The sequence below is a fragment of the Nocardioides sp. NPDC087217 genome (assembly GCF_044744805.1).
Lineage (GTDB): Bacteria > Actinomycetota > Actinomycetes > Propionibacteriales > Nocardioidaceae > Nocardioides.
In genome coordinates this window covers 35,310-61,738 of the sequence record NZ_JBIUZB010000007.1, presented here as the reverse complement: position 1 = coordinate 61,738, position 26,429 = coordinate 35,310, and the positions used below count along the sequence as shown (strand labels likewise).

Sequence of the window (26,429 nt, the reverse complement as noted above, 5' to 3'; positions counted from 1 at the left end):
TCATGACCGACGTCACCACCTCCGCTCCCACCACACCGCCGAGGATCACCGAGCTGGGCCGGCGAGCCCTCCCCCGCCGACGGCGCCGTTCGACGGCGAGGCGCTGGAGCGGCTGGCTCTTCGCGCTGCCCGCCCTGGCCTTCTACGGGTTCTTCAACCTCCGCGCGATCATCCAGTCGGTCTGGTACTCCCTCTACGACTGGAACGGCATCGGGCCATCCACCTGGGTCGGGCTGGACAACTACGTCGCGATCCTCACCGACCCCGAGCTGCTGGCACCGTTGCTCCATGCGCTCGTCCTGATCCTGTTCTTCACCATCTTGCCCGTGTGCTTCGGTCTGGTGGCGGCCGCGACGATGCAGTCGATCCAGGGGCGGCTCACCGGGGCGCTGGCGCGCACCGTGCTGTTCCTCCCCCAGATCATCCCCGGGGCTGCGGCCGGAGTGGCCTGGACGTGGATGTACGCCGACAACGGCGTCGTCAACCAGGTCCTTCGTCTGATCGGTCTCGGCGGATTCACCCGTGCCTGGCTGGGCGACTTCGACTGGGCGCTGGTGGCTGTCGGATTCATCGGCACCTGGCTGTCGACCGGGTTCTGCACCCTGCTGCTGATGTCGGGCGTTGGCAAGATCGGGCCCGAGCTCTACGAGGCGGCGCGTCTGGACGGCGCCGGAGCGATCGCACGGTTCCGTAGCATCACGGTCCCCGGCCTCAAGCACGAGATCGGCGTGTGCACGACGGTGACGATCATCAGTGCGCTCGCCAGTTTCGACGTGGTCTACCTGGCCACCCACGGCGGCCCGGGCGGCGCCACCATGGTCCCAGGGGTCAAGGTCTACGACCTCGCCTTCAGTGAGAGCCGGCTCGGCGACGCATCCGCTCTCGCCGTGGTCCTGGCTCTGCTCATCGTCGCCATCATCCTGCCGCTTCAACGGCTCTTCCGAGAGGACTGACCGTGGCCGCCATCTCACCGTCCATCCTTCGCGCGGGCTCATTGCGCCGCCGGGGTCCCGGCATCGCCCTGATCCTCGTCGCGGGCTTGTACTCCATAGTCCCGCTGGTCAGCATGCTGTCAGCGGCGCTGGCACCACAGGGGACGATCCCTGACGGCCTGTCCTGGCCGACCGATCCACAGTGGCACAACTTCGTCGACGCCTGGACCGTCGCCAACGTCACCACGCTGCTGAAGTCCAGCGTTCTCATCGTGCTCGGTGTGGTGCCGGTCTCCGTACTCATCGCGACCATGGCGGCCTACGCCATCACCGTCCTCAGGATCCCGCTGGGCCGGGCTTTCTATCTCCTCCTGCTGCTCACGCTCACGCTCCCGTACGAGATCGTGATCGTGCCGCTCTACCAACAGGTCAACCAGCTCGGCCTGCTCGACAGTCAGCTCGGGCTCATCCTGCCGCTGATCGGCCTGAACATGCCGTTCGCCGTGTTCTGGATGCGAGCACACTTCGTGAACTCTCCCGCAGAGCTGACCGAGGCCGCCTCGCTCGACGGTGCCGGACCCTGGAAAGCACTTCGACACGTCCACCTGCCACTGGCCACTCCGGCGGTGACCTCCTTGGTTCTGCTGATGTTTCTGTCGACCTGGAACACCTTCCTGCTCGCCCTCGTCCTGGTCAACGACCCCAACAAACGCACGATGGCCGGCGCCCTGCAGGCGTTCCAGTCGAGATACAGCACCGACATCGTGCTGCTCAATGCGGGCGCGCTGCTCCTCATGGCGCCCACGATCATCGTGTTCCTGCTGCTCCAGGGTCAGTTCACCAAGGCCCTCCTCCAAGGAGCCACCAAGGGATGACCGCCCTTCACCTCGACCTCACAAGTCCCGACCAGACAAGGACCGCTGCCATGAACTCCGACTGGTGGGCCGATGCCGCCGTTTACCAGATCTATCCACGAAGCTTCGCCGACTCCGGCGACGACGGCCTGGGCGACCTCCGCGGCGTCACCTCCCGCGTCCCCTACCTCGCTCTGCTCGGCATCGATGCGGTGTGGCTGAGCCCGTTCTACCCCTCGGCACTGGCCGACGGCGGCTATGACGTCGACGACTACCGCTCCGTGGATCCGCGACTGGGCACCCTGGACGACTTCGACGAGATGGTGACCGCACTCCACCGCGTCGGCATCAAGGTGATCATCGACATCGTCCCCAACCACACCTCCAACCGGCATGCCTGGTTCACCGAGGCCCTCGCCGCGCCCAAGGGATCGCCGGCTCGTGACCGCTACGTCTTCCGTGACGGCACCGGCCCGGACGGAGCGAACCCACCGTCGGACTGGCAGTCCATCTTCGGCGGGTCCGCCTGGGCACGGGTTCCCGACGGGCAGTGGTATCTGCACATGTTCGCGCCCGAGCAGCCCGACCTGAACTGGGACAACCCCGAGGTGCGCGCCGACTTTCTCGCCACGCTGCGGTTCTGGGCCGACCGTGGCGTCGACGGCTTCCGTATCGACGTGGCTCACGGAATGGCGAAAGACCTGACCGAGCCGTTCACACCCACGGCGCAACTACCCGACCTGGCCGACGCCGACGGCGCCCACCCGCTGTGGGACCGTGACGAGGTACACGACATCTACGCTGAGTGGCGCCACGTCTTCGATGCCTACGACCCGCCACGCATGGCGGTCGCCGAGGCCTGTGTGGCGCCACAGCGCCGGCACCGGTACGTAGGCGCCGACGGGCTCCACCAGGCTTTCAACTTCGACCTCCTCGAGGCTGCCTGGGACGCAGAGGAGTTCCGCGCCCGCATCGACCGACAGATCACCGAGAGCGCCGAGACCTCTGCGACCTGGGTGCTGTCCAACCATGATGTCGTACGCCATGCCACCCGTTACGGGCTGCCCGGGGCCGAAGACAGTCCACGGGAGACGGCAGCGGCATGGCTGCTCAGCAACGGCACCGAGCCACCGCTCGATCGTGACCTCGGGCTTCGACGTGCCAGAGCCGCAACCCTGCTCACGTTGGCGCTGCCCGGTTCGGTCTACCTGTACCAAGGCGAAGAGCTCGGCCTGCACGAGGTCGGAGATCTCCCCGCAGAGCTCATCCACGACCCCGAGTTCCGCAGATCCGGTGGTGCACGGAAGGGTCGAGACGGCTGCCGGGTGCCGATCCCGTGGACCGGCGATCGGCCGGCGTTCGGTTTCTCGAGCGGGACTCCGCATCTCCCCCAACCCCAGTGGTTCGCCGACTACTCCGTCGCCACCGAGGAGGCCGACCCACATTCCACGCTCGAGATGTACCGCCGTGCGCTGGCACTGCGGACGAAGCTACGAAGTCGCGGCTTCGCATGGCACAACGAGCCCCGAGCTGAGGTGCTCCATTTCGTTCGACCCGAGGGCTGGCACTGCATCACCAACTTCGGATCGCAGCCAGTGCCCCTGCCCGAAGGAACCATCCTCTTCGCCAGCACACCGATCGACGGCCATCAGCTGCCACCCAACACGACCGCGTGGTTGCTCAGCGGCGAGACGCCGACCTGAACGTCGCCCGCGGTTGGGAAGCGTCCAGGCGCCGGCGTGGTTATGTCTGCCGTGAAGCTCTCCATGCTGGACCGGTCCCGCACGCGGGTGGGGTACGCCGAGGGCGCTGCGCTGACCCACACGATCGAGCGGGCGGTGGCTGCCGAGCGGCTCGGCTACCACCGGTTCTGGGTCGCCGAGCACCACGCGGTGCCGGGGATCGCGTCGGGGTCGCCGCCGGTGCTCCTCGGTGCGCTCGGCGCGCACACGTCCACGATCCGGCTAGGGTCGGGCGGGGTGATGCTGCCGCACCACCAGCCGCTCGTCGTCGCCGAGCAGTTCCTCATGCTCGACGCGCTCTATCCCGGCCGGATCGACCTCGGCCTGGGCCGTACGTTGGGCTTCACCGCACCCGTACGCCGCGCCCTGCGGCAGGATCTCGACGACCCGGACACGTTCGCCGAGGACATCGAGGAGCTCCGCGACTATCTCGACCGCACCGCGGCCGTCACCGCCCGGCCGGCCGCCGCCCATCAGATCCCGATGTTCGTGCTGGCGACGGGGAAGGGCATCGCTCTCGCCGCGAAGCTCGGGCTGCCGGTCGTCGTGGGCGGTCCGGTGCTGTACAGCCCGCGGCTGGACGAGGTCCTCGGGGCGTACCGCAACGACTTCCGGCCCTCCGCACGGGCGGCCGAGCCGTCGGTGACCGTCTCCGTCGACGTGCTCGTCACCGACACCGACGCCGAGGCCGCCGAGCTCGCTCTGCCGGAGGCGTGGGCGATGGCCAGGTCGCGGCAGACCGGCGAGTTCGGTCCGCTCGAGCCGGTCGCGGCGATCCGGGACCAGACCTGGTCGAACCAGGTGCGCGAACGGGTCGAGGCGCATCTGGCGCGTACGACCGCCGGATCTGCCGAGACCGTCCGCCGTCGTCTCGACCGGCTGGCCGAGGCCACCGGGGCCGACGAGCTCCTCGCCTTCACCTCGACCTATGACCGCGATGCCCAGCTCGCCTCCGACGCCGCGCTCGCCGGGATCATGACCGGGACTACGAGCCGGAGCTAGTGGTCAGGGTGTGGGCGGTCTCCAGGAGGAGACGGCCGAGCTCGGCCTGCCGTGGAGGTGCCAGGCGGGCCTCGATGCCGGTGATGCTGAGCGCTCCGTACGGCTGCCCGTGGGCGTCGAAGACGGCGGCGCCGAGGCCCCAGCTGCCGACCACGATCAGGCCCGGGTTGACCGCGTAGCCGAGCTCGCGGGTCGCGGCGACGCGCTCGCGCAGGGCGTCGGCGGAGTGCTGCTCGCCGTAGGCGCCGACGAGGTCGGTGCGGGCCAGGTAGGCGTCGCGGCGCGACTCCGGGAGGAAGGCGAGGATCGCCAGGCCTGCCGAGGCGACGCCGAGCGGGAACCGGATGCCTTCGTGGAGCACGTGCGAGCGGATCGGGAAGCTGCCGTCCTCGCGCAGGACGCAGACCGTCTCGTCACCGCGCCGGATCGAGAAGAAGGCGCTCTCCCCCGTCTCCCGGGCGATGCGCAGCACCGCGGCACGGGCTGCCGGGGTGATGTCGTGGCGGGTGGTCGCGGCGGCGCCGAGCAGGAAGCACTCCGGGCCCAGGTGCCAGGTGCCGGTGTCGTTGTCGCGCTCGACCAGCCCCTCCTCCTGGAGCGCGCTGAGCAGCCGGTGGGCGGTCGGGCGCGGGATGGCGGCGGTCGTCGCCAGGTGGGTGGTCGTCGCGCCCTCCGGCTCGCGTGCGGCGAGCAGGCGCAGCAGGTGCGCGCTGCGACGGATGACGCTGGGACCGGGTTCCATGGGACGTACGATAGGCGACGTCCACTCAGTGGACGCATCTGCGGCAGCGGGGTCGTTCAACGAGAGATCGAGCGTGAACTCGCGCTCATCTATTGACCGGACGGCCGACCCATCCTTGACTGATCATCATGGACAAGGTCATCTCCTCAGCTGCCGAGGCGGTTGCTGACATCCCGAACGGAGCGACCCTCACGGTCGGCGGCTTCGGGCTGTGCGGCATCCCGTCGGTGCTCATCAATGCTCTGCTCGAGGCCGGCGTCACCGACCTCGAGGTGGTCTCCAACAACGCCGGCGTCGACGACTGGGGCCTGGGCCTGCTGCTCGGTGCCGGGCGCCTGCGGCGGGTCGTCGCCTCGTACGTCGGTGAGAACAAGGAGTTCGCGCGGCAGTACCTCTCCGGCGACCTCGAGGTCGAGCTGACCCCGCAGGGCACGCTGGCCGAGCGGATGCGCGCCGGCGGCTCCGGCATCGCCGCGTTCTACACCCGCACCGGTGTCGGCACGCAGGTGGCGCAGGGTGGGCTGCCGTGGAAGTACGACGACGCCGGCAACGTCATCAAGACCTCGCCCGAGAAGCCCGTGATGACCTTCGAGACGCCCGACGGCGAGAAGGAGTTCGTCCTGGAGGAGGCGATCGTCGCCGACTTCGGCATCGTCCGCGCGTGGAAGGGCGACCGTCACGGCAACCTCGTCTTCAAGGACTCCGCCCGCAACTTCAACCCGCTGGCCGCGATGGCCGGACAGATCACGATCGCGGAGGTCGAGGAGCTCGTCGAGCCCGGCGAGATCCCGCCGAACGACGTCCACCTCCCCGGGGTCTACGTCCACCGCGTGGTCCCCCTGACCCCCGAACAGGCCGCCGACAAGCGCATCGAGAAGAGGACGGTCCGCTGACATGGCATGGACACGTGAAGAGATGGCCGCCCGCGCCGCCGCGGAGCTGTCCGACGGCGACTACGTCAACCTCGGCATCGGACTGCCGACGCTGGTGCCCAACTACGTCCCCGACGACGTCGAGCTGGTGCTGCAGAGCGAGAACGGCATCCTCGGCACCGGCGCCTACCCGACCGAGGACGCCGTCGACCCTGACCTGATCAACGCCGGCAAGGAGACGGTCACCGTACGCAAGGGGGCGAGCTTCTTCGACTCCGCCACCAGCTTCGGGATGATCCGCTCCGGCAAGATCGACGCCGCCATCCTCGGCGCGATGCAGGTCTCCGCGGCCGGTGACCTGGCGAACTGGATGATCCCCGGCAAGATGGTCAAGGGCATGGGCGGCGCGATGGACCTCGTCCACGGCGCCAAGAAGGTCGTCGTACTCATGGAGCACGTCGCCCGCGACGGCTCCTACAAGATCGTCAACGAGTGCTCGCTGCCCTACACCGGCCTCGGCGTCGTCCAGCGCATCATCACCGACCTCTGCGTCCTCGACATCACTCCCGAGGGCCTGCGTCTCGTCGAGCTCGCCCCGGGCGTCACGCTCGGTGAGGTCGAGGAGAAGACCGAGCCGCCGATCCTCCGCTGACCGCCGAGTCGGCGCATCCTGACCACACCCGACACCGAGTCGGCTCGTCCTAACGAGCCGACTCGGCGTGATTTCGTGTCAGGACCGGCCGACTCGGCGGGTTGGGGTGACTTCTCGGCCGACGTAGGTGACGGCTCGGCGGGTCTGCGACAATGTCCGGCGTGGATCTGAGGGTGGTGCGGCCGACGCGCGGGAGCGTGTGGCTGGCGCTGCTCGCGGCGGTGGAGATCACCACCGGGTCCAGCCTGGCCCACCTGGCCGGCGGCGGGGAGCTGCCGGACGCGTTGTGGCTGGTGGCGACCGGGTTCGCCGCCTTCGGCGCCGGGATCGTGGTGCTGCAACGCCGAGTCGGGATCGTCCTGGGGGCAGCGCTGGCCGGCGCGGCACAGCTGGGGATGCACGAGGCATTCGAGGCGTACGCGACTCCGGCCGCACATATGCACAGCAGTGGCTCGGGCGACACCTCGATGCTGGTCGCGCACACCGCGGCGGCGGTGCTGACCGTCGCCGTGTGGCTCCTGCACCGCCGGGCCTGGCAGGTCATCTCCCGGGCGCTCACCACGCCGCCGAACCCGATCCCGTTCCGCCTGCCGGTCCAGGCGCAGCCGGTCGTGCCGCGCACCGGGCTGTGGACGTACGTCGCTGCCGGCCGGGGTCCGCCGGTCCTCGTCTGAGGACCCGACCCCGACAACTGGGCACCGCCCAACAGCAGACACTCCACAGAAAGCAACAACCATGTCTCGACGTACCCTCGCGCGCCTCGGTGCGCCCGCCGCCGCTGCCGCGGCCGTCACTTTCCTCGTCGCCGCTCCGGCCTCCGCGCACGTCACGGTCACCCCCACCGAGACGGCGGCCGGCGCCTACACCGTGCTGACCTTCAGCAACGGCCACGGCTGCGAAGGCTCGCCCACCAAGCAGGTCACGATCCAGGTCCCGGAGGGGATCAACGACGTGACGCCGACGCGGCAGCCGTTCTACGACGTCAAGGTCGTCTCCGAGAAGCTCGCCGAGCCGATCGAGGACGCCCATGGCAACAAGCTCACCGAGCGCGACGCCACCGTCGTCTACACCGCCAAGACGCCGCTGCCCGACGGTCAGCGCGACGCCTTCGAGGTCTCCCTGCAGCTGCCCGAGGAGGAGGGCACGCTCGCCTTCCCGGTCATCCAGACCTGCGTGAAGGGCGAGACCGCCTGGGTGGAGGAGGCTCCCGAGGGCGCCACCGAGGAGCCGGAGAACCCGGCTCCGTCCTTCGAGGTCACCGCGGCCGAGTCCGAGGACGGTCACGGCCACGGCGCCGAGGAGTCGGCCGAGAAGGCTGAGCCGGCCGCTGCGGAGATCGAGGACGGCGACGACGGCAACCTGTGGGGTGCTATCGGTGCCGGTGCCGGCATCCTCGGCCTGATCGCGGGCACGACCGCCCTCGCGCTGGGGCGTCGTAAGGCGTGAGTGCTCCCCTGACGCGCCGGCCCGGCCTCGACCGGTCGGGCCGGCGCGCCCTGGGGCGGCTGCTGGTGGTGCTCGCTGCCGCTGCGTACGCCGTCCTGCTCAGCACCTCCCCGGCCCAGGCGCACGCGACGCTGATCGGCACCGACCCCGAGGAGGGGGCGGTGCTGGACCAGGCGCCGGAGACGATCACCTTCACCTTCGACGAGGCGGTGACGTTGCCCCCGGCGGGCGTGACGGTCTACGACGCGAAGGGCGAGGAGGTCACCTCCGAGGCGACCGCGAGCGGCACCGAGATGCAGGTCGCGCTCGCGGAGGCGAGCAGCCTCGGCGACGGCACCTACGTCGTCGCCTGGCGCGCGGTCTCGGCCGACGGTCACCCGATCTCGGGCTCGCTGACCTTCGCGGTCGGCGCCCCGAGCCTCAGCGTCGCCCCGCCTCCGTCCACGGAGCCGTCCAGGGCGACGGCGGTGATCCACGGGGTGCTCCAGTTCCTCCAGTACGCCGCGCTGCTGCTGGTCGTGGGACTGGTCTGGTTCCGGGCAGTGATCGTCGGTGAGCACCGCACCCCGGACCGCGCCACCCCGCGGGTCCAACGGGTCGAGGTCCTCGCCGGCATGGTCGCCGTGGTCGCGCTGGTCGCGCTGGCCCCGGCCAGCGGTGCGCTGCAGAGCGAGAGCGGACCCGGGGCGATCCTCACCTTCGACGCCTGGTCGCCGGCCTCGGTCGGCAAGGAGTGGCTCAGCGCGCTGGTGGGGATCGTGGGCATCGCGGCCGCGCTCGCGCTGCGCGAACGCCCCCGCCTCGCCGCGGTCGCGGGGCTGGTCGCGATCTGCTCCCCGGCGCTGGTCGGCCACTCCCGGGCGGTCGTACCCGCCTGGCTGGTCACCGTCACCGACGTCATCCACCTCGTCGCCGGGGCGCTCTGGCTCGGCGGCCTCGTCGGGCTCGCGCTGACCCTCCCGCTGATCACCCGGCGCGGTACGGTCGCGGCCGAGATCGTCACCCGCTTCTCCACCCTCGCCGCCGCGTCCCTGGCCGCCCTGGCGGTCTCGGGCGTGCTGATGGGCTGGCGGATCCTCGGCTCGTGGGACAACCTGCTCAACAGCACGTACGGCACCCTGCTGATGACCAAGATCGCCCTGGTCGTCGCGGTGGCGGTGATGGCGGCCGGCAACCGGCTGCTGGTCCTCCCTCGCGTCCGTCAGGCGGCCGGCCACGACGACACCGTCGAGGCCGGCTCCATGCTGCGCCGGGCCGTGCTGATGGAGGCCGGCGTGCTCGTCGTCGTCCTCGGCGTCACCGGCTTCCTGGTCGACCAGCCGCCGCAGGCCGGGGCCGGCTCGCCCGGGACCGGATCGGCCACGGTCGCACAGACCAACACCCAGGCCGCGGAGCTGGGCGACGACCACCGGGTCTACGCGACACTGACCCCGTCCGGGCCGGGCCCGAACGTGCTCCGGCTGCAGATCCAGGACGCGGCCGGCGAGCCCGTCGAGGCGGCGGCGGTCCCGACCGCCAAGCTGAGGTCAGGCGATGTCGACCTGGGCAGCCTGACCCTGAAGACGGTCGCTGCCGGCACCTGGGAGGCGGACGTCGTACTGCCCAAGGGCGGCATCTGGGAGGCGACGGTCGGGCTGCGTCTGGGCGAGTTCGAGAGCCCGCTGGGACTGGTGAAGTTCTCCGTCAGGCAATGACTCTCAGACGGTGACCGGGAGCCGGAGCGTGTGGATCATCCCGTCGACACGTACCTGCACGAAGAAGACGTAGTCACCCGCCTTCGGCGGCTTCACGTGGATGCCGAGGCGGGTGCCGTCCTCGCCGTTCTCGGGGCCGCCGAGGGGGTGCAGGTGGATCACCTCGCCCGTCTCACGGCTGAACGCGGTCACGTGCGCGTAGACCCCGAGGTAGGTGCCGAGATTGACCGGCTTGCCGGCCGGGTCGGAGATCAGGACGCCGATCTCCTGGTCGATCCCGGGCTTCGGGGTCTCCTCCAGGGCAGCGATCACGGTGCCGTCGTCGGAGCCGGGTACGTCCACCTCGGATGCACCCGCGACCTTCGCCGTCGTGCCGAGCATCGCCTGCTCCCCCTTGCCGTCGGGGGTCCGGGCGGCGAACTCGACGACCACCCGGTAGGTGCCGCCCGCGGGCAGCGTCAGGTCGCCCGACCACTCCCCGGGCTCACCTTGGGTCGGGTGCAGGTGGCGGAAGACCTCCAGGTCGTCACGGACGACGTAGAGGTGGAGGTCCTTGGTCTGCTCCTCGATGTAGTCGGTGACCGGGTCGCCATCCTTGGTGATCGTGAAGCTCACCTTCCCCGGCGTGCCCGCCTCGGCGGGCAGGCTGACGTCACCGAGCGTGTAGCCGCCCGCGGTCGCGGAGGTGCCGTCGGCGCCCTTGATGGCGGTCACGACCGTCGCTGTGCTCGGAGTCGAGGTGGGGTCGGCCGCCTCCGGTTCGCCACCGCAGGCGATCAAGGTGATCGCGAGGCCGAGGGTCAGGACGACAGCAGCAATTCCGACACGCACGGAGCAAGGGTGTCATGACCGTGGTCAGAACCCGACACCCGGATTGAGAATCCCGAGCGGGTCCAGGGCCGCCTTGATCCGGTGCTGCAGGTCGATGGAGTCGGCGCCGATCTCCGGCTCGAGCCACTTCTGCTTGAGCCGGCCGACACCGTGCTCGCCGGTCGTGGTGCCCCCGAGCTCGATGGCGAGGGCGAAGATCTCGTCGCCCGCGGCGGTCTCGGCCGGCGGCATCACCCCGGGGACGTCGTCCGGCGACGGGTCCCAGCCGATGACCGGGTGGAGGTTGCCGTCGCCGGCGTGGGCGAGCGTGTAGGTGCGTACGCCGTGCCGCTCCGAGATCTCGGAGATCCGGTCCACCGCCTCGGCGAGCCGGGACCGGGGCACGCAGATGTCCTCGATGAACCAGGACCCCTCCGCCTCGATCGCGGGCAGGACCTGGCGACGCGTCTCGACCAGCCGGTCGGAGGACTCCTCGTCGACGCCCTGCTCGATCCAGGTCGCCTCCTTGCCGAGGATCGCCGCGATGGCCTCGATCTCCGTCGCCGCAGCGGGCCCGTCGGCCTGGGCGATCACCAGCGCGTCCCCGCGCTCGGCATAGGAGGTCCCGGCGAACCGGTCGACCGCCTCGAGGCAGCTGCGGTCGAGGAACTCCAGCATCGACGGCAGCCGCCGGGCGGCGGCGATCTCGGCGCAGGCCCGCGCGGCCGCGGCCACCGAGGCGTACGCCGCCGACGCGGTCAGCGTGAGCACCGGCCGTGGCTTGAGGCGCAGGGTCGCGCCGACCACGACGCCCAGGGTGCCCTCGGAGCCGACGAAGAGCGCGGTGAGGTCGAGGCCCGCGACACCCTTCATGGTGCGGCGGCCGGTGTGGATCAGGGTGCCGTCGGCGAGGACGACGTCGAGGCCGAGGACCGCCTCCCGGGTGACCCCGTACTTCACGCACCGCAGCCCGCCGGCGTTGGTCGCGACGTTGCCGCCGATCGAGCAGATCGCCGCCGAGGCCGGGTCGGGCGCGTACCTCAGCCCCACCTCGGCCGCCGCCGCGTCCAGCCGCGCGTTGAGCACGCCGGGCTCGACGACCGCGATCTCGTCGACCGGGTCGAGCTCGAGGATCCGGTCCATCGCGGACAGGTCGACGACGAGGTGGCCGGTGCCGGCCACCGCTCCGCCGGCCAGCCCGGTGCCCGCACCCCGCGGGACCACCGGCACCCGGTGCTTCGAGGCGACCCGCATGGCCGCCTGGACGTCCGCGATGCTGTGAGCCCTCACCACCGCCAGCGGCAGGCCGGCGGCGACCGATCCGGACCGGTCGGTCGAGGCCGCCAGCAGCGAGATCTCGTCGGTCACCACCTCGGAGACGCCCGCGGCGAGATCATCGACCAGGGAAAGCTGTGACTCCGTCGTCATCCTGACATCCTCTCGCCTGGCCGACTCCTCTGGCGGCCAATTGCCAACCCCTTCAACGTTACCGATACGCTTTCCCTCGAGGGGAGTACCTCACCAAGCTCATTCCGGTCAGTACGTCGGTGCCGACACCGTCCCGGAATGACACCTCGATCTCGGGGTGAGGGAGACCTCAGACGTTCATCGACACGCCTGAGGAACCCGCATGCTCGATACCATCGCCACGCCCACTCTGTGGGCCGTGACCATCGCCGCCGTCGTGGTGCTGATCGCCCTCGACTTCGTGCTGACCCGCAAACCCCACGACGTCTCCATGAAGGAGGCCATCGGCTGGTCGGCCTTCTACATCGCGCTTCCGCTCGCCTTCGGTGTCTGGGTCTGGAACGCCCACGGAAGCCAGACCGGCTTCGAGTACTACACCGGCTACATCGTCGAGAAGTCGCTCAGCGTCGACAACCTGTTCGTGTTCATGCTGCTGCTCGCCGCCTTCGCGGTGCCACGGCACCTGCAGCAGAAGGTGCTGCTCTTCGGCATCGTCGGGGCGCTCGTGCTGCGCGGCATCTTCATCGCGCTGGGCGCCGCCGCGCTCTCCCAGTGGGACATCGTCTTCCTGATCTTCGGCGTGATCCTGCTGATCACCGCCGCGAAGATCTTCACCGAGGCGCTCCGTGGCCACGACCAGAAGGTCGACCCCGAGGAGATGCTGGCCGTACGCATCGGCCGCAAGATCGGCCTGAAGCCGATGGCCATCGTGGTGCTCGCCATCTTCGCCACCGACATCGTCTTCGCCGTCGACTCGGTGCCGGCGGTCTATGGCATCACCGGCGACCCCTACCTGGTCTTCGCCACCAACGCGTTCGCCCTGCTCGGCCTGCGGGCCCTCTACTTCGTGCTCGAGGGTGCCCTGTCCAAGCTGGTCCACCTCTCCTACGGTCTGGCCGCGATCTTGGCCTTCATCGGCGTCAAGCTCGGCCTGCACTGGGCCCACGGACTCTGGGACAGCGTCCCCGTCGTCCCGACCTGGCTCTCCCTGGTGATCATCGTCGGCATCCTCGCCGTCACCGTCACCACCAGCCTGATCGCCTCCGCGCGCTCCATTTCTCCGGAGGAGGAGACCGAGGCACTGGAGGAGACGAACGCGTAGGCGACCGTGTTGGTCTCGACACGCCTCCGCCTAGCGGCTACGGCGGCTCGACCGACGGGGCACCCCGCCGGTCGAGCCAGTCCCACCCGCGATCAGTCCAGCGCGAGTCCCTCCGCCGGGCTGACCTTGGTGGCCCGCTTGGACGGCGCCACGCAGGAGACCAGGCCGGCCAGGCCGGCGGCCACGACGACCGCCACCAGCTGCAGCACCGGCAGCTCGAAGGTGGCATCGGGGAGCGTGTCGCCGACCAGGATCTCGCTGCCGCCCCAGGCGAAGAAGACGCCCAGCGCGGTGCCGACGAGAGCCGCCACGGCCGAGAGCAGCACCGCCTCGGCGGCCAGCGTCCGCCGCAGCTGACGCCGGGTCAGGCCCAGCGCCCGCAGCAGCGCGTGCTCACGTCCGCGCTCGAGCACCGAGAGGCCCAGGGTGTTGGCGATACCGGCCAGCGCGATCAGCACCGAGACCGCCAGCAGCCCGATCACCGCCCAGGTGAACACGTCCAGCTGAAGCTCGACCCAGGCGCGCTGGCTCTTGCCGTTGGTGAGCTCGGCGTCCGAAGCGATCGCACCCAGCGCACCGGCCAGGTCCTCCGGGTCGGCACCGGCATCGGCACGGACCCAGACGGCGTACGTCTGCGGGTCATCGACCAGGGTTCGCAGCGTCGCCGCGGAGATCTGCGGGGCGCCGTCGATCTCGCGTACGTCCAGGGTCACCGTCGCGGTCCGGTCGCCGACGGCCAGCGTGACCTTCTCCCCCGAAGCCTCGAACTCGTCCTTCACGAAGGCCGAGGCGGCCGCCGGCGAGACCACCATGGTGCCGGGCTTCACGGTGAGGTCCCTGAGCGCGACGTCGCCCGCCGGGGGTGCCACGACCGGCAGCGACACCGGCTTGCCGGCGGCCTTCACCGACGCCATGGCTCCCGGTACGGCGACCGCGTCCGCGACCCCCGGCACCGACTTCGCATCGCCGAGGACCGAGTCGTCCAGAGGCTTCGACTCGGACTGGAGCGCGATGTCGATCGGGTGCTGCTTCGCCATCTCGTCCAGGGTGGCACCGCGGATGGTCGCCATCCCGGTCAGCACGCCGGTGGTGAGGGTGACGCCGACCAGCAGCGACGCCGCGGTGGCGGCGGTGCGCTTCGGGTTGCGTCCGGCATTGGCCGCGGCGAGCTTCGCCGGGGAGCCGGCGACCAGCGCCAGCGCCGACCCGGCCAGCCGCACCAGGCCCGGCACGAGCGCGGGACCGAGGAGCATCACGCCGATGAAGGTGACCCCACAGCCGAACAGCACGATCAGCATCCCGGTCTGCGAGTCGTCCCAGCCCACCGCCACGAAGATCGTCGCGATGCCGGCGAGCGCCACGACCAGACCGAGGCCGAGCCGGAACAGCCCGGCGCCGCGTACGTCGAAGCCCTCCTGCGGCCGCAGCGCGGCCAGCGGGCTCAGCCGCATCAGCCGGCGCGTCGGCAGCCACGAGGCGACCAGCGTGGTGAGCACACCGAGGACGAAGGCGCCCACGAGCCACGGCCATTCGAAGGAGACCTCACCCAGCGGCGCGGTCTCGGCGAGCTGGCGTACCAGCGCGACGATCCCCCAGCCGAGCACGACACCGACCACCAGGCCGAGCAGCGAGGCGAGGAGCCCGAGTGCGAGCGCCTCGCGGCGTACCGATCGCAGGACCTGACGCTTCGTCGCGCCCATCGCGCGCAGCAGCGCGAAGTCCCGCATCCGCTGGGCGAACAGGATCGAGAAGGTGTTGGTGATGACCAGCACGGAGACGAACAGCGCGATGAAGGCGAAGATCAAGATCATGTACGCCACGATGTTGACCTCCTTGTTGAGCTGGGTCTGCAGCTCGACGAGGTAGTCGTCGGTGTTCAGCCACTTGTCGGCCTCAGCACCGGCCCCCGCGGTCATGACGGCTTGGACGTACTGGTTCTCCCAGCCCTCCATCTCGGGCCAGGTGACGTAGATCGGCGAGGACCACATCGACGGGGCATCGACCAGACCGACGACGGTCGTCTCGACCGCGGTCTTCCCGCTGCCGACCTTCAGCGTGTCCCCGATGGCGACCTTGTTGGTCTTGGCGGCGTTGGCGTCGACCACGGCCTCGCCGGCGCGGGTCGGGAACCGGCCCTCCTCGAGGTCCTGCCACTGCCAGCGCTTCTCGGTGGAGACCGCGCCGACCATGATGTCCTGGCCGAGCATGGTCTCGTCGGTGCGGACCGGCTGCGTCGAGGCGGCCAGCGCCCAGCCGCCCTTCTCGACGTACTTCTGGGTGACCTCCTCGGACGGGAGGTCGACCGCTCCGACCGCGTTGCGGAACGGCGCGTCGATGCCCGCGAACAGGCCCGACTTCGTCGCCGAGGTGAGGGCGTTGGTCACCACGATCAGCGCGACCGCGGCGACGACCGCCACGACTGCCGCGGCGTACCGGCGTGCGTATGTCCGCAGGGATGCGAACAGCACCGTCCGCATCAGCGCGTCACCCCTTCGATGTGCCCGTCCTTCACGGTGACGATCTCGTCGGCGTACGCCGCGGCGGAGGCCTCGTGGGTCACCATGACCACGGTCTGGCCGAGCTCGCGCACGCTGCGGCGCAGGTGGTCGAGCACCTCGGCCGAGGTCTCCGAGTCGAGGTTTCCGGTGGGCTCGTCGGCGAAGAGGATCGCCGGCTGGGTGACCAGCGCACGGGCGATGGCCACTCGCTGCTGCTGGCCGCCGGAGAGCTCGGAGGGCTTGTGGCCCAGGCGCTGCCCGATGCCGAGGGTGTCGGCGATCATCTGCGCCCGCGCGCGGGTCTCGTCGGTCACTCGCTTGCCGGCCAGCTCCAGCGGCAGCTGGATGTTCTGCCCGGCGGTGAGCATCGGCAGCAGGTTGAACGCCTGGAAGACGAAGCCGATGTTCTCCCGCCGAAAGATGGTCAGCTGGTCGTCGTTGAGGTTCTGCAGGGGTTGGCCAGCGACCGTCACCTCGCCGCTGGTGGGACGGTCGAGGCCGGCCAGGCAGTGCATCAGCGTCGACTTGCCCGAGCCGCTCGGGCCCATGATCGCCGTGAAGGCGCCGCTGCGGATCTCCAGGTCGACCCCGCGCAGGGCGTGCACCTCGGTCGCACCCTTGCCGTAGGTCTTGGTCAGGCCCACCGCTCGGGCGGCGGCCGTCATCGTGGGAACAGAGGTCTGTGTCATGCCACCGAGCCTCTCGTCGCGACGCGTCAGCCCGCATCGGGCTGGAGGCTGATCCCGGCGTACGACCGGGGGTGGATCGGCAAGGGTCGGCTCAGGGTCTTCCCTGGGTGAGGGTCACCCCGTCGGCCAGCCGGTAGGGGTTGGTCGCGACCAGGGCACCGATCGAGCGGCGCAGCCGGGAGACCTCTGCGCGCACGGTGACGATGTGCTCGGCGTCTCCGAAGACGGCCTCGCTGAGCCCGCGGGCGGTGAGTCCGGTGGGGCCGGCCCGGTCGACGAGGGTGAGGATCTCGACATGGCGCCGGGTCAGGGTGGTGCGCCACCGGCCCGACTCCGAGACGACCTCGAGAGTGCCGTCGGGGTCGAGCCGGGCGGTCAGGGTGCCGGAGGAGCCGGAGGAGGTCGGCCGGACCAGCCAGCCGCGCTCGCCGACCCGCTCGGGCAGGCACAGCCCCAGTCCCGGGACGGTCAGCATCTTGTCCTGCCGGGGCGCCGCGATCCGGTCGCGGGCGGCCATCCCGGCATGGTGGGCGACCCAGCCGTCGTCATCGACGACCAGCAGCGGACCCTCGACGCCGGAGACGACGTGGTCGGTCTCGCGGCGCAGCCGTTCGAGCCACTCCTGGTGGCGGCGCCACAGGCTCATCTCGGCCAGGCGCACCGCGCTCTCGACCAGCGCGCCGATCGCCGGGTGCAGGGTCAGGGCCGGGCCGCTGACGTCGACGACGCCGAGCAGGGCTCCGGTGCGGGGATCGTGGATCGGGGCCGCCGTGCAGTACCAGGGATGCTGGGCCTGCTCGAAGTGCTCCGCGGAGAAGAGCTCGACCGGTGCCGCCTCGGCCAGCGCGGTGCCGATCGCGTTGGTGCCGACCGCACGCTCGGTCCACAGCGCGCCCTCGACGAAACCGAGCTGGTCGGCGATCTTGAGGACCCGGGCCGAGCCCGCCCGCCACAGCACCACGCCCTCGGCGTCGGTGACCACCATCAGGTACGTCGCCGCATCCGCGGCCGAGGTCAGCACGGCCTTCAGGTCGTCGATCACCATCGCCAGCGGCGAGCGTGCTCTCCTGGCCGCGCACTCGGCCGCCGACGGCGTACGCCTGCCGTTGCTGCTCCCGGGCTCCAGGCCCATGCTCATCACGCGGCGCCAGGAGCGCTCGACCAGGATCCGCGGTGTGCTCGGTGGGCGGGTGCCGGACAGGACGGCGTCGTGGACGCGTACGAGATCACGGGCGAGGCGCGGCAGGTCTGCTCCCGCCGGGACTGCTCCGGTCACTGTCATCTGGCGTCCACCTCCGCCTCCGAGGGTAGGTGCTCGCTGTGACCGGCGCCACATGCAATCGGCTGCAACCCTTTCTCCTCCGCCCGCGCGGCGGTGTGCTGGGGGCATGACCCAGACACTCGAACCCACTCCCGCGGCCGTCCAGAGCGGCCCGGCGCAGACCTGGCTCGCCGACTTCGAGGCCGCCCTGAAGGAGCGCGACATCCCCCGGGCCGCCGGCCTCTTCGCCACGAAGAGCTTCTGGCGCGACCTGGTCGCCTTCTCCTGGAACATCACCACCGTCGAGGATCCCGCCGGGGTCGCCGACCTGCTCTCGGCCACGCTGGAGCGCGTCGACCCCTCCGGCTTCGCGCTCGAGGAGCCGGAGGCGACCGCGGACGGCGTGACCACCGCGTGGTTCACCTTCGAGACCGCGATCGGTCGCGGCCGCGGGCTGCTGCGGCTCAAGGTCGAGGACGATCGCCCGAAGGCGTGGACGTTCCTGACCACGCTCTACGAGCTCAAGGGACACGAGGAGCCCCGCGGCGTACGTCGCCCAAGGGGTGCCGAGCACGGCGTCAACCGTGACCGGGTGACCTGGGCGGAGAAGCGGCAGGCCGAGGCGGAGACGCTGGGCCTGACCGAGCAGCCGTACGCGGTGGTCATCGGCGGCGGGCAGGGCGGCATCGCGCTCGGCGCGCGGCTGCGTCAGCTCGGGGTGCCGTCTCTCGTCATCGACCGCTACGAGCGGCCCGGTGACCAGTGGCGCGGCCGCTACAAGTCGCTGTGCCTGCACGACCCGGTCTGGTACGACCACCTGCCCTACCTGAAGTTCCCCGACAACTGGCCCGTCTTCGCACCCAAGGACAAGATCGGCGACTGGCTGGAGTCCTACGTCAAGGTGATGGAGGTGCCGTACTGGTCCTCGACCACGGCCACCAGCGCCTCCTACTCGGAGGAGGCCGGCGAGTGGACGGTCACCGTCTCGCGCGGCGGCGAGGAGATCACGCTGCACCCGAAGCAGCTCATCCTGGCCACCGGGATGTCCGGCAAGCCGAACATCCCGGACCTGCCGGGCATGGACATCTTCGAGGGCGAGCAGCACCACTCCTCCAAGCACCCGGGGCCGGATGCGTACGAGGGCAAGCGGGTCGTGGTGATCGGGTCCAACAACTCCGCCTTCGACATCTGCGGCGCTCTGTTCGAGCACGGTGCCGACGTGACCATGGTGCAGCGGTCCTCGACCCACATCGTGAAGAGCGACACGCTGATGGACATCGGGCTCGGCGACCTCTACTCCGAGCGTGCGGTCGCCTCCGGGATGACCACGGAGAAGGCCGACCTGGTCTTCGCCTCGCTCCCCTACCGGATCATGCACGAGTTCCAGATCCCTTTGTATGAGCAGATGGCTGAGCGCGACGCCGACTTCTATCAGCGTCTGGAGAAGGCAGGGTTCCGGCATGACTGGGGCGACGACGGCTCGGGCCTGTTCATGAAGTACCTGCGCCGCGGCTCGGGCTACTACATCGACGTGGGCTCGGCCGAGCTGGTCGCCGACGGGTCGGTCAAGCTCGCTCACGGCCAGGTCTCCCATCTGACCTCGTCGGCTGTCGTGCTCGAGGACGGGACGTCGCTGCCGGCTGATCTGGTCGTGTACGCCACCGGCTACGGCTCCATGAACGGCTGGGCCGCCGACCTGATCAGCCAGGAGGTCGCCGACCGCGTCGGCAAGTGCTGGGGTCTCGGCTCCGACACCACCAAGGACCCCGGGCCGTGGGAGGGCGAGCAGCGCAACATGTGGAAGCCGACCCAGCAGGAGGCGCTGTGGTTCCACGGCGGCAACCTGCACCAGTCGCGCCACTACTCGCTCTATCTCGCGCTGCAGCTCAAGGCCCGGTTCGAGGGGATCGAGACGCCGGTCTACAACCTGGCGCCGGTGCATCACCTCGCCTAGGGACTCTCCGGAGTCAGCGGCCGACCAGACCGGTCTCGTAGGCCAGCACCACGAGCTGTACGCGGTCACGAGAGCCGGTCTTGGCCAGCAGCCGGCCGACGTGGGTCTTCACGGTCGCCTCGGCGACCACGAAGGTCTCGGCGATCTCGGTGTTGGACAGGCCGCGGCCGACCAGCGTGAGCACCTCGCGCTCACGCTCGGTCAGCGCCTTCAGCCGCCCTTCGATCGCTGGCCCGGCGGTCGCGGGCGCGGTGGCGGCGAAGTGCTCCAGCAGGCGCCGGGTGGTGCTCGGCGCGACGACCGAGTCGCCGGCGTGCACGGTGCGGATCGCGGTCAGCAGGTCCTCGGGGCGGGCGTCCTTGAGCAGGAACGCAGCGGCGCCCGCCCGGATGGCGGCGAAGGCGTACTCGTCGAGGTCGAAGGTGGTCAGCACGATCACCCGGGGTGCACCCTGGCGGCCGGCGATGAGTTCGGTCGCCTCGACGCCGTCCATGCGGGGCATGCGTACGTCCATCAGGACCACGTCGGCCTCGGTCCGGCCCAGCGCGGCGACGGCCTCCTGGCCGTCGCCCGCCTCACCGACCACGCTCAGGTCGGGCTGGGAGTCGATGAGCATCCGGAAGCCGGCACGGACGAGCTCCTGGTCGTCCACGAGAAAGACACGGATCGTCATAGCGGGAGTCTTGCGTAGACACGGAAGCCACCGCCGGATGCGGGGCCGGTCTCGAGTGTTCCGTCGTGTGCGGAGATGCGCTCGCGCATCCCGACGAGGCCGAGGCCGCCGGGCTGCGCGGTGGCGTCCGCGGCTGCACCTCGGCCGTTGTCGGTGACCTCGATCGCGAGACTGCCGTCGTCGGCGGTCACGGTGACTCTGGCCGCGGCGCCCGGACCGGCGTGCTTGCGTACGTTGCTGAGCGACTCCTGCACCACTCGGTAGGCGGTCAGCGCGACACCCTCGGGCACGGCGAGACCGGGCTCGGGAAGGTTCGCGGCCAGCTCCATGCCGCCGGCCCGGGTCTCCTCGACGAGGGTCGCGATGTCGCCCAGCCGTGGCTGCGGACGGGTCAGCGTGTCCCCGTCGCGCAGCAGACCGAGCAGCTGCCGCATCTCGGTCAGCGCCTCTCGGGCGGTCTGCGCGACGGTCTCCAGCGCCTTCGGGGCGAGGGCCGGGTCCTGCTCGGCGGCATAGCGCGCGCCGTCGGCCTGGACCACGATCACGCTCAGCCCGTGGGCGACCACGTCGTGCATCTCGCGCGCGATCCGCGCCCGCTCCTGGGTCGCTCCGAGCTCGGCACGCTGCTCGGCCTCGCGGCGCAGCTGCTCGTTGCGCTGGATCAGCGAGTCGACGTACGCCGTTCTTGTGCGCGCCAGCGCTCCCAGTGCCCAGGCGGCCACGGGGAAGGTGGCGAGCGAGAGCACGACCGGGACGTAGGTGCTCCAGTTGATCTCGTCCTGGGCCGGGCCGTTTGAGGCGGCATCGACGGCGCCCAGCCAGTCGTAGGCGCCGAGGACGGACCCGAAGAGGCCCACCGCGAGCGCGGCCAGGCCCCAGCGCGGCCGGGCGTAGCGCGCCACCGAGTAGACCGCGATCGGGAAGGAGACCTGGGAGACGAGCGGATAGTCGAGCAGGAGCACCTGCAGCCCGCAGGCTCCGGCGACGATGGCGTACACGATCACCGGGTGCCGGCGGCGCCACAGCAACGGCACCAGCTGGATCACCACGAGCACCAGGTCGGCGACGTGGTTGACGCTGGACACGTCCTGGGCCGCGCCGCCGCTGAGCAGCGCCTGGACCGCGTAGAACGGGATGATCAGGAACAGGGTGCCCGCGAGCAGTACGTCGAACCACCATCGCCCACGCGGGCCGAGCCGCCAGGGCCGTACCAACTCCTCCACGCACCCACCGTAGAGGAGCCGAGGCGGCCGCGACGTCAGCCCGGGGACGGATGTGCTCCTCAGACCCGGGGCGGACTAGAATCCAGAGGCTGGCGATGGATATTGCCGCTTGATGATGCTTGGGAGGGCTCGTGGAGGCAGTGCGCTACGTCGCGATCGGTGACTCGTTCACGGAAGGAGTCGGCGACGAGACTCCTGACGGTCATGTACGCGGCTGGGCCGATCTGGTCGCCCAGGGCTGGGCCGCTTCGGGCGTGCGGGTGGAATATGCCAACCTCGCGATCCGCGGGCGCCTGATCCGCCCGATCGTCGAGGAGCAGCTCCCCGCCGCGCTCGCGCTGAAGCCGACCCACCTCTCCTTCAACGGCGGCGGGAACGACATGCTCCGCCCGAAGGCCGACGCGAACGCGATCGCCGACTTCCTCCGCCCCGTGCTCGAGGCCTGCGACGCCCACGGGATCAAGCTGATCCTGCTCTCCGGCGCCAACCCCTCGGCCCGGCTCCCGCTCGGCAAGGTCTTCCAGCGTCGCGGCGACGAGCTCGTCGGCCTGGTCGAGCAGCGGATCGCCCATCGCGACGACGTCGTACGGGCCTACAACTGGCCCGACACCACGCTCACCGACGGACGCTTCTGGTCCGAGGACCGCCTCCACATGAACGCCCGCGGCCACCACCGAGTCGCCGCCCGCGTCCTCGACTCGCTCGGCGTCGAGGTCCCCGAGGGTTGGTGGGACCTCGACTTCGAGGCCGCCGCGGGTAAGAAGGGCCTGGCCTACTACCGCGAGTTCGTCGGCCCCTGGATCCACCGCCGCCTCACCGGCCGTTCCTCCGGCGACGGGCGCACCGCCAAGTTCCCCACCTGGACCCCGATGGCCAACTGACGCCGAGGCGTCAGGTACGTCGGCCGAGGCGTCAGGTAGGTCGGTCGAAGCGTCACCTGCGTCGGCCGAGTGGGCATGATGTGCCAACTCGGCCAGCGCGAGTGACGCCTCGGCCGACGAGGGTGACGCCTCGCTGGGACCGAGTGGTCAGAGTCGTCGTACGCGGAGCACGCAGGTGACCATCGGCAGGGTGAACTCGCCGGCCGACGTCTCCGGCCTGGTGGCGAGGTAGCGCCGGATCCGGGCGAGGGTGGCCTCCCGTTCCTCGTCCGGCATGACCAGCATCCCGGCGCGGGTGCCGAGCGTCGCGACGAGCGAGTCGGCGGTGCGGCGCTGCCCGTGCTGGAAACCGGCCTGTTCCGGGGAGCGGAAGCGGACCGGCGCGTCCGTCGTCGGCAGGTGCAGGGTCGCTGTCTCCGTACGCCAGCTCGCCGGGGTGTCGCGTGGTCCGATCGCCGCGGGGCCGCTGACCCTCGCCAGCCCGGCGACCCAGTCGACGCTGTCGTCGACGGTGTTCCACAGACCGGCGAGCACCCCGCCTGGCGCGAGCACTCTGGCGATCTCGGGGCCGGCGACGGCCATGTCGAACCAGTGCATCGCGTTACCTGCTAGGACCGCGTCGACGGAGGCGTCCGGGAGCGGGATCGACTCGGCGCTGCCCGACAGCGCCGCGACCTCGGGCAGGCTCCTTCGCAGCTCCGCCAGCATCGCCTGGTCGGGCTCGACGGCCGTGACGTCCGTACCCATCGCCGCCAGGGTCGCGGTGAGCTTCCCGGTGCCGGCGCCGAGATCGAGCACCCGCGGCCCCGGTGCTGGCTCGAGCGCCCACCGGATCGCTTCGTGCGCGTAGTCGGGACGATGCGCGGCGTACGCGTTCGCCGCCGCGCCGAAGGATGCGGCGTGCCGGTGCCGAAGGTCCGAGTCCACGCAGGCAACCCTCCGGTACGTCGCCACAACTGACAACTCGATTGCCAAAGCTGACGTCTCGGCCAACGTAAGTGCCGTCTCGGCCGACGCGAGTGCCGTCTCGGCCGACGCGAGCGCCGTCTCGGCCGACGTAGGTGCCGTCTCGGCTCAGGACCAGTGGCGGCGGATGACGGCGGTGACGTCGAAGGGGTCGGCGCCGCGTTGGGCGGCCAGGACGCCGGCGCCTTCGGGTGAGCCGGTGTAGAGCAGGCCGGAGCCGCCTACCCAGTGTTCCCAGGCGGCGAGGAACGACTTCGCGTCGGCGGCTCGACGGCCGAGGGCGGTGGGGACCGCGTGCCAGGCCTCGGCGTTCGCGGCGTGCCTGCCCGAGACGCCCAGCCGCAGCCTCTCGAGGGCATTCAGGTCGCCCGTGATCGGGCGCGAGACCAGGTAGCGGGGCGCGGCGATCGGCGCCAGCGCCTCCTCGAGCGAGGCGGCGAAGAGTGCCGACTCCTCCTCGGGCACCCCGGCGAGGTGGAGGCGATAGCTGCCGTCGCTGTCCACGGCGATCTCGAGGCTGTCGGCGCCGGCCGAGGTCTGTCCGGTCGTCTTCAGCGCGTCGGCGACCGCCGCCCCGACCGCGCCGACGCTCGGGCGCCGGCGCAGCTGGGAGGCGATCCGGGTGCCGTCCCGATAGACGTTCATGGCCCACAGCGCCCACAGCCCACCGACCGCTCCGCCGACGGCCGCCGCGGCCCCGCCTGCGGCACCGAAGGCGAGCGCGAGAACCAGCCCGAAGCTCAGCAGAACCGCGGAGGCGAGGACGACCGGCGCCGGCAGTCGCCATTCCGGCACCCGGCCCTCCAGCAGCCGGAACCCAGGTGGACGTGGAGTGAGCACGACCCCCGACGGCGCACGCAGCGCACCCGCCCGGCGGAGTCGGATCCTGACGGTACGGCCGGCGACGTCGGCGTACGGCTCCCCGATCCGCCACCGCTCCCGGATCGCCGCGCGGTCCTCCGAACGGGCGACCATGCGGGCGTTGACGGTGTCGAAGTCGGACTCGGGCGGGGCGGCGTACGGGGAGAACGTCTCGTCGATGTGGCCGACGCCGTCTACGACCGAGCCGTCCTCGTCGGCGCCGAAGAAGCCGGTGTGCTTGCGGACCAGGCGCTTCCAGTCGTTGTCGCCGCGCGGGTGCTCCTCCTCGACGCAGACGACCGTCCAGTTGACCGCGACCTTGTCGGGCCGCTCCGGATCCGTACGCAGCGAGCGACCGCGCAGCTGCACGACCGCGGTCGTGGTCGTGGCCGCGGTGAGGTCCACGATCCCGGTGACCGACCGAGCGTCCCAGCCCTCCCCGAGCAGCCCGCGCGTGCCGACCAGCACCCGGCAGCCACCGGCCTCGAAGAACCGGGTCACGTGCCCGACCCACTGCCGACTCCCCCAGCGCCCCACGAGCGTGGCGTACGCCTCCCCCGGCTCGACCTGCAGAGCCTCGGCCAGAGCGCGGTCGGTCTCGGCGATGTGCTCGACCAGCGCGGCGAGGGTCGCCGCGGGTCCGGCGACGGTGGCACCGGTGACCAGCAGGACGTCGTCGTGCGACCCGCACAGCGTCGCGAGCACCGCCCGCGCGGAGCCGGACTGCTCGGCGATCACCCCGCGCAGGTCGACCGGCAGCGTGGCCGAGGCCCGCTCGTGGTCGGTGACGACCAGCAGCCGCAGCGAGTCACCGTGGGCCAGACGCTCGTGGTCCACGATGGCCGCGGTCGCCGTCGTCTTCGCCTCCGAGCGCGCCAGTACCCGGTCGACGGGCGAGCGCCCGGCCCGGATGCCACGCCGGGTCAGCGAGTAGCCGACCGCCGGCAGCGCCTGCTTGATCGCGGCCAGCGCCTCCTGGTCGGCCTCCGCCTCGGAGGCGGCCAGATGTCCGCGTACCCAGTCGCCGATCAGCGCCACCCAGTCCTCGGCCGAGGGATCGCGACGGTGCGCCTCGGTCAGGTTCGCCCCGTCGGGCAGCGCGAGCAGCCCGCGGTGGTGGGCCCGCAGCGCCGCCGTGGCCACGTCGGGCATCGCCTTCGCGAGCTCGGCCCAGGACGGAGCCCCCGCCGACCGGGACACGAACCGCCGGTCCAGCCAGGTCAGGAACGGCACGCTGCCCAGATCGGCCGAGGTCAGCGCAGTGAGCAGCTCCTCGAACCGCTCCGCGCTCCCTCGCAGCCATTCTCGCTCGCCCGGCGTCGGCGCGGTCAGCCAGACCAGGTCCGCGAACGGTGCCAGGTCGCCCTCGCGCACCACGGCCGGGATCGAGGTCGAGAAGACGATCTCGCCGAACAGCAGCCCGACCAGCGCGGACTCCTCCTTGGTCAGCGCCTCGGGTGGAGTCGCGGTCAGCCCCAGCACCCGCGCCTCCGGCAGCAGCAGGAGGATCTCGCCGAGCAGCTCGCCCCAGACCTCGAGCAGGTGGTGGCACTCGTCCAGCACGAGCAGCAGCGGCCCGGCCGTACGCAGCGCCGAGACCAGCGCCCGGCCGTTGTCGTGCAGCCTGGCCAGATGGCTCTCCCCGGTCTCCGCCTCGTCGTCGGGATCGCCGAAGACCGCGACCGACTGGTAGGTCAGCGAGGTCAGCGGCGCGTCCAGATCCCGCGACGAGGACGCCGAGAGACCCAGCGCCGCGGCCTGACGCAGCCACTGCCCCTGGATGGCGGTGTTGGGGCTGAGTACGACGACCTTCGCCCCGTCCGCGACCGCGTCGCGTGCCGTCTCCAGCCCGACCAGCGTCTTCCCGGCGCCGGGCGGCAGCACCACCCACGCCCGCGAACGCCCCGCACCCCAGGCCGCGCTCAGTGCGGAGAGCGCACGCTGCTGATGGACACGGAGCTTCATTCAGCGAAGCCTAGCCAGCGCCGAGGCGTCACCCGCGTCGGCCGAGGCGTCAGGTACGTCGGGGGGGGGGGGGGCCCCCCCCCCCCCCCCCCCCCCCCGGGGGGGGGGGGGGGGGCCCCGGGGGGGGGGGGGGGGGGGGGGGG

The 26,429-nt window shown here is 71.1% G+C and carries 22 protein-coding genes; 12 read left to right on the top strand and 10 right to left on the bottom strand.

Translation table 11 applies throughout. The annotated features are described in order from the left end of the window. The first annotated feature begins 2 nt into the window (after positions 1-2). Genes ACIO3S_RS25105 through ACIO3S_RS25090 form a run of 4 tightly spaced genes read left to right on the top strand, consistent with a single transcriptional unit; the run spans position 3 to position 4,530 of the window. Entirely contained in the window at positions 3-953 is a 951-nt protein-coding gene (locus ACIO3S_RS25105) for a carbohydrate ABC transporter permease (RefSeq protein ID WP_400468561.1), read from the top strand. Between the two features lie 2 nt (positions 954-955). Continuing rightward, positions 956-1,807, top strand: a complete 852-nt coding sequence (locus ACIO3S_RS25100) for a carbohydrate ABC transporter permease (RefSeq protein ID WP_350842500.1) — start codon at positions 956-958, stop codon at positions 1,805-1,807. A 50-nt stretch (positions 1,808-1,857) separates the two neighbouring features. Then, a complete protein-coding gene (locus tag ACIO3S_RS25095; RefSeq protein WP_400468559.1) occupies positions 1,858-3,489 on the top strand; it encodes a glycoside hydrolase family 13 protein in 1,632 nt (543 codons plus the stop codon). A 42-nt stretch (positions 3,490-3,531) separates the two neighbouring features. Further along, positions 3,532-4,530: an LLM class flavin-dependent oxidoreductase gene (locus tag ACIO3S_RS25090; RefSeq protein ID WP_400468557.1), complete on the top strand. Its 999-nt coding sequence runs from the start codon at positions 3,532-3,534 to the stop codon at positions 4,528-4,530. On the opposite strand, the gene ACIO3S_RS25085 is transcribed toward ACIO3S_RS25090, so the two are convergent. Continuing rightward, positions 4,514-5,272, bottom strand: coding sequence for an IclR family transcriptional regulator (locus tag ACIO3S_RS25085; RefSeq protein ID WP_400468555.1), 759 nt, complete (start codon positions 5,270-5,272; stop codon positions 4,514-4,516). The genes ACIO3S_RS25090 and ACIO3S_RS25085 overlap by 17 nt on opposite strands. Before the next feature lie 128 nt (positions 5,273-5,400). Here ACIO3S_RS25085 and ACIO3S_RS25080 point away from each other — a divergent pair, with 128 nt between their 5' ends. From ACIO3S_RS25080 to ACIO3S_RS25060, 5 genes are all read left to right on the top strand, one after another. Beyond that, a complete protein-coding gene (locus ACIO3S_RS25080; RefSeq protein ID WP_350719973.1) occupies positions 5,401-6,165 on the top strand; it encodes a CoA transferase subunit A in 765 nt (254 codons plus the stop codon). Position 6,166: 1 nt separating this feature from the next. After that, positions 6,167-6,796: a 3-oxoacid CoA-transferase subunit B gene (locus ACIO3S_RS25075; RefSeq protein ID WP_160021993.1), complete on the top strand. Its 630-nt coding sequence runs from the start codon at positions 6,167-6,169 to the stop codon at positions 6,794-6,796. A 152-nt stretch (positions 6,797-6,948) separates the two neighbouring features. Then, on the top strand, positions 6,949-7,470 hold the full coding sequence (locus ACIO3S_RS25070; RefSeq protein WP_400468553.1) for a cell division protein FtsQ: 522 nt from the start codon (positions 6,949-6,951) through the stop codon (positions 7,468-7,470). Between the two features lie 61 nt (positions 7,471-7,531). After that, the gene (locus tag ACIO3S_RS25065) at positions 7,532-8,242 is read left to right on the top strand and encodes a YcnI family protein (RefSeq protein WP_400468551.1); all 711 of its coding nucleotides are present in this window, start codon (positions 7,532-7,534) and stop codon (positions 8,240-8,242) included. Beyond that, the gene (locus ACIO3S_RS25060; protein ID WP_400468549.1) at positions 8,239-9,936 is read left to right on the top strand and encodes a copper resistance CopC/CopD family protein; all 1,698 of its coding nucleotides are present in this window, start codon (positions 8,239-8,241) and stop codon (positions 9,934-9,936) included. Before ACIO3S_RS25065 ends, ACIO3S_RS25060 begins: the two co-directional genes overlap by 4 nt. A gap of 3 nt (positions 9,937-9,939) precedes the next feature. Here the strand turns inward: ACIO3S_RS25060 and ACIO3S_RS25055 are convergent, their stop codons facing one another. Together ACIO3S_RS25055 and ACIO3S_RS25050 are read right to left on the bottom strand one after the other, a co-directional pair. Continuing rightward, positions 9,940-10,767 carry a hypothetical protein gene (locus ACIO3S_RS25055; RefSeq protein WP_400468547.1) on the bottom strand — a complete coding sequence of 276 codons (828 nt, stop codon included), beginning with the start codon at positions 10,765-10,767 and terminating at the stop codon, positions 9,940-9,942. Between the two features lie 24 nt (positions 10,768-10,791). Then, positions 10,792-12,174 carry an FAD-binding oxidoreductase gene (locus ACIO3S_RS25050; protein WP_400468545.1) on the bottom strand — a complete coding sequence of 461 codons (1,383 nt, stop codon included), beginning with the start codon at positions 12,172-12,174 and terminating at the stop codon, positions 10,792-10,794. Positions 12,175-12,376: 202 nt separating this feature from the next. Between ACIO3S_RS25050 and ACIO3S_RS25045 the strand changes: the two genes are divergently transcribed. Continuing rightward, the gene (locus ACIO3S_RS25045) at positions 12,377-13,315 is read left to right on the top strand and encodes a TerC family protein (protein ID WP_400468543.1); all 939 of its coding nucleotides are present in this window, start codon (positions 12,377-12,379) and stop codon (positions 13,313-13,315) included. Between the two features lie 92 nt (positions 13,316-13,407). On the opposite strand, the gene ACIO3S_RS25040 is transcribed toward ACIO3S_RS25045, so the two are convergent. From ACIO3S_RS25040 to ACIO3S_RS25030, 3 genes are all read right to left on the bottom strand, one after another. Further along, positions 13,408-15,792 carry an FtsX-like permease family protein gene (locus tag ACIO3S_RS25040; protein WP_400468541.1) on the bottom strand — a complete coding sequence of 795 codons (2,385 nt, stop codon included), beginning with the start codon at positions 15,790-15,792 and terminating at the stop codon, positions 13,408-13,410. Then, on the bottom strand, positions 15,792-16,502 hold the full coding sequence (locus tag ACIO3S_RS25035) for an ABC transporter ATP-binding protein (RefSeq protein ID WP_400468539.1): 711 nt from the start codon (positions 16,500-16,502) through the stop codon (positions 15,792-15,794). Before ACIO3S_RS25035 ends, ACIO3S_RS25040 begins: the two co-directional genes overlap by 1 nt. A 91-nt stretch (positions 16,503-16,593) precedes the next feature. After that, positions 16,594-17,784 (bottom strand): GAF domain-containing protein, encoded by a 1,191-nt coding sequence (locus ACIO3S_RS25030; protein WP_400468538.1) that lies wholly within the window; start codon positions 17,782-17,784, stop codon positions 16,594-16,596. Positions 17,785-17,890: 106 nt separating this feature from the next. On the opposite strand from ACIO3S_RS25030, the gene ACIO3S_RS25025 reads away from it, so the two are divergent. Further along, a complete protein-coding gene (locus ACIO3S_RS25025; RefSeq protein WP_400468536.1) occupies positions 17,891-19,717 on the top strand; it encodes a flavin-containing monooxygenase in 1,827 nt (608 codons plus the stop codon). Positions 19,718-19,730: 13 nt separating this feature from the next. Here ACIO3S_RS25025 and ACIO3S_RS25020 read toward each other — a convergent pair whose 3' ends face one another. Further along, positions 19,731-20,390, bottom strand: coding sequence for a response regulator transcription factor (locus ACIO3S_RS25020; RefSeq protein ID WP_400468535.1), 660 nt, complete (start codon positions 20,388-20,390; stop codon positions 19,731-19,733). After that, entirely contained in the window at positions 20,387-21,613 is a 1,227-nt protein-coding gene (locus ACIO3S_RS25015) for a sensor histidine kinase (RefSeq protein WP_400468533.1), read from the bottom strand. The genes ACIO3S_RS25020 and ACIO3S_RS25015 overlap by 4 nt, the downstream gene beginning before the upstream one ends. Before the next feature lie 131 nt (positions 21,614-21,744). Between ACIO3S_RS25015 and ACIO3S_RS25010 the strand changes: the two genes are divergently transcribed. Next, on the top strand, positions 21,745-22,494 hold the full coding sequence (locus tag ACIO3S_RS25010) for an SGNH/GDSL hydrolase family protein (protein WP_400468531.1): 750 nt from the start codon (positions 21,745-21,747) through the stop codon (positions 22,492-22,494). 147 nt (positions 22,495-22,641) lie between these two features. On the opposite strand, the gene ACIO3S_RS25005 is transcribed toward ACIO3S_RS25010, so the two are convergent. Together ACIO3S_RS25005 and ACIO3S_RS25000 are read right to left on the bottom strand one after the other, a co-directional pair. Then, entirely contained in the window at positions 22,642-23,421 is a 780-nt protein-coding gene (locus ACIO3S_RS25005) for a class I SAM-dependent methyltransferase (RefSeq protein WP_400468530.1), read from the bottom strand. A 147-nt stretch (positions 23,422-23,568) separates the two neighbouring features. Further along, positions 23,569-26,286 carry a DEAD/DEAH box helicase family protein gene (locus ACIO3S_RS25000; RefSeq protein WP_400468528.1) on the bottom strand — a complete coding sequence of 906 codons (2,718 nt, stop codon included), beginning with the start codon at positions 26,284-26,286 and terminating at the stop codon, positions 23,569-23,571. Positions 26,287-26,429 lie beyond the last annotated feature (143 nt).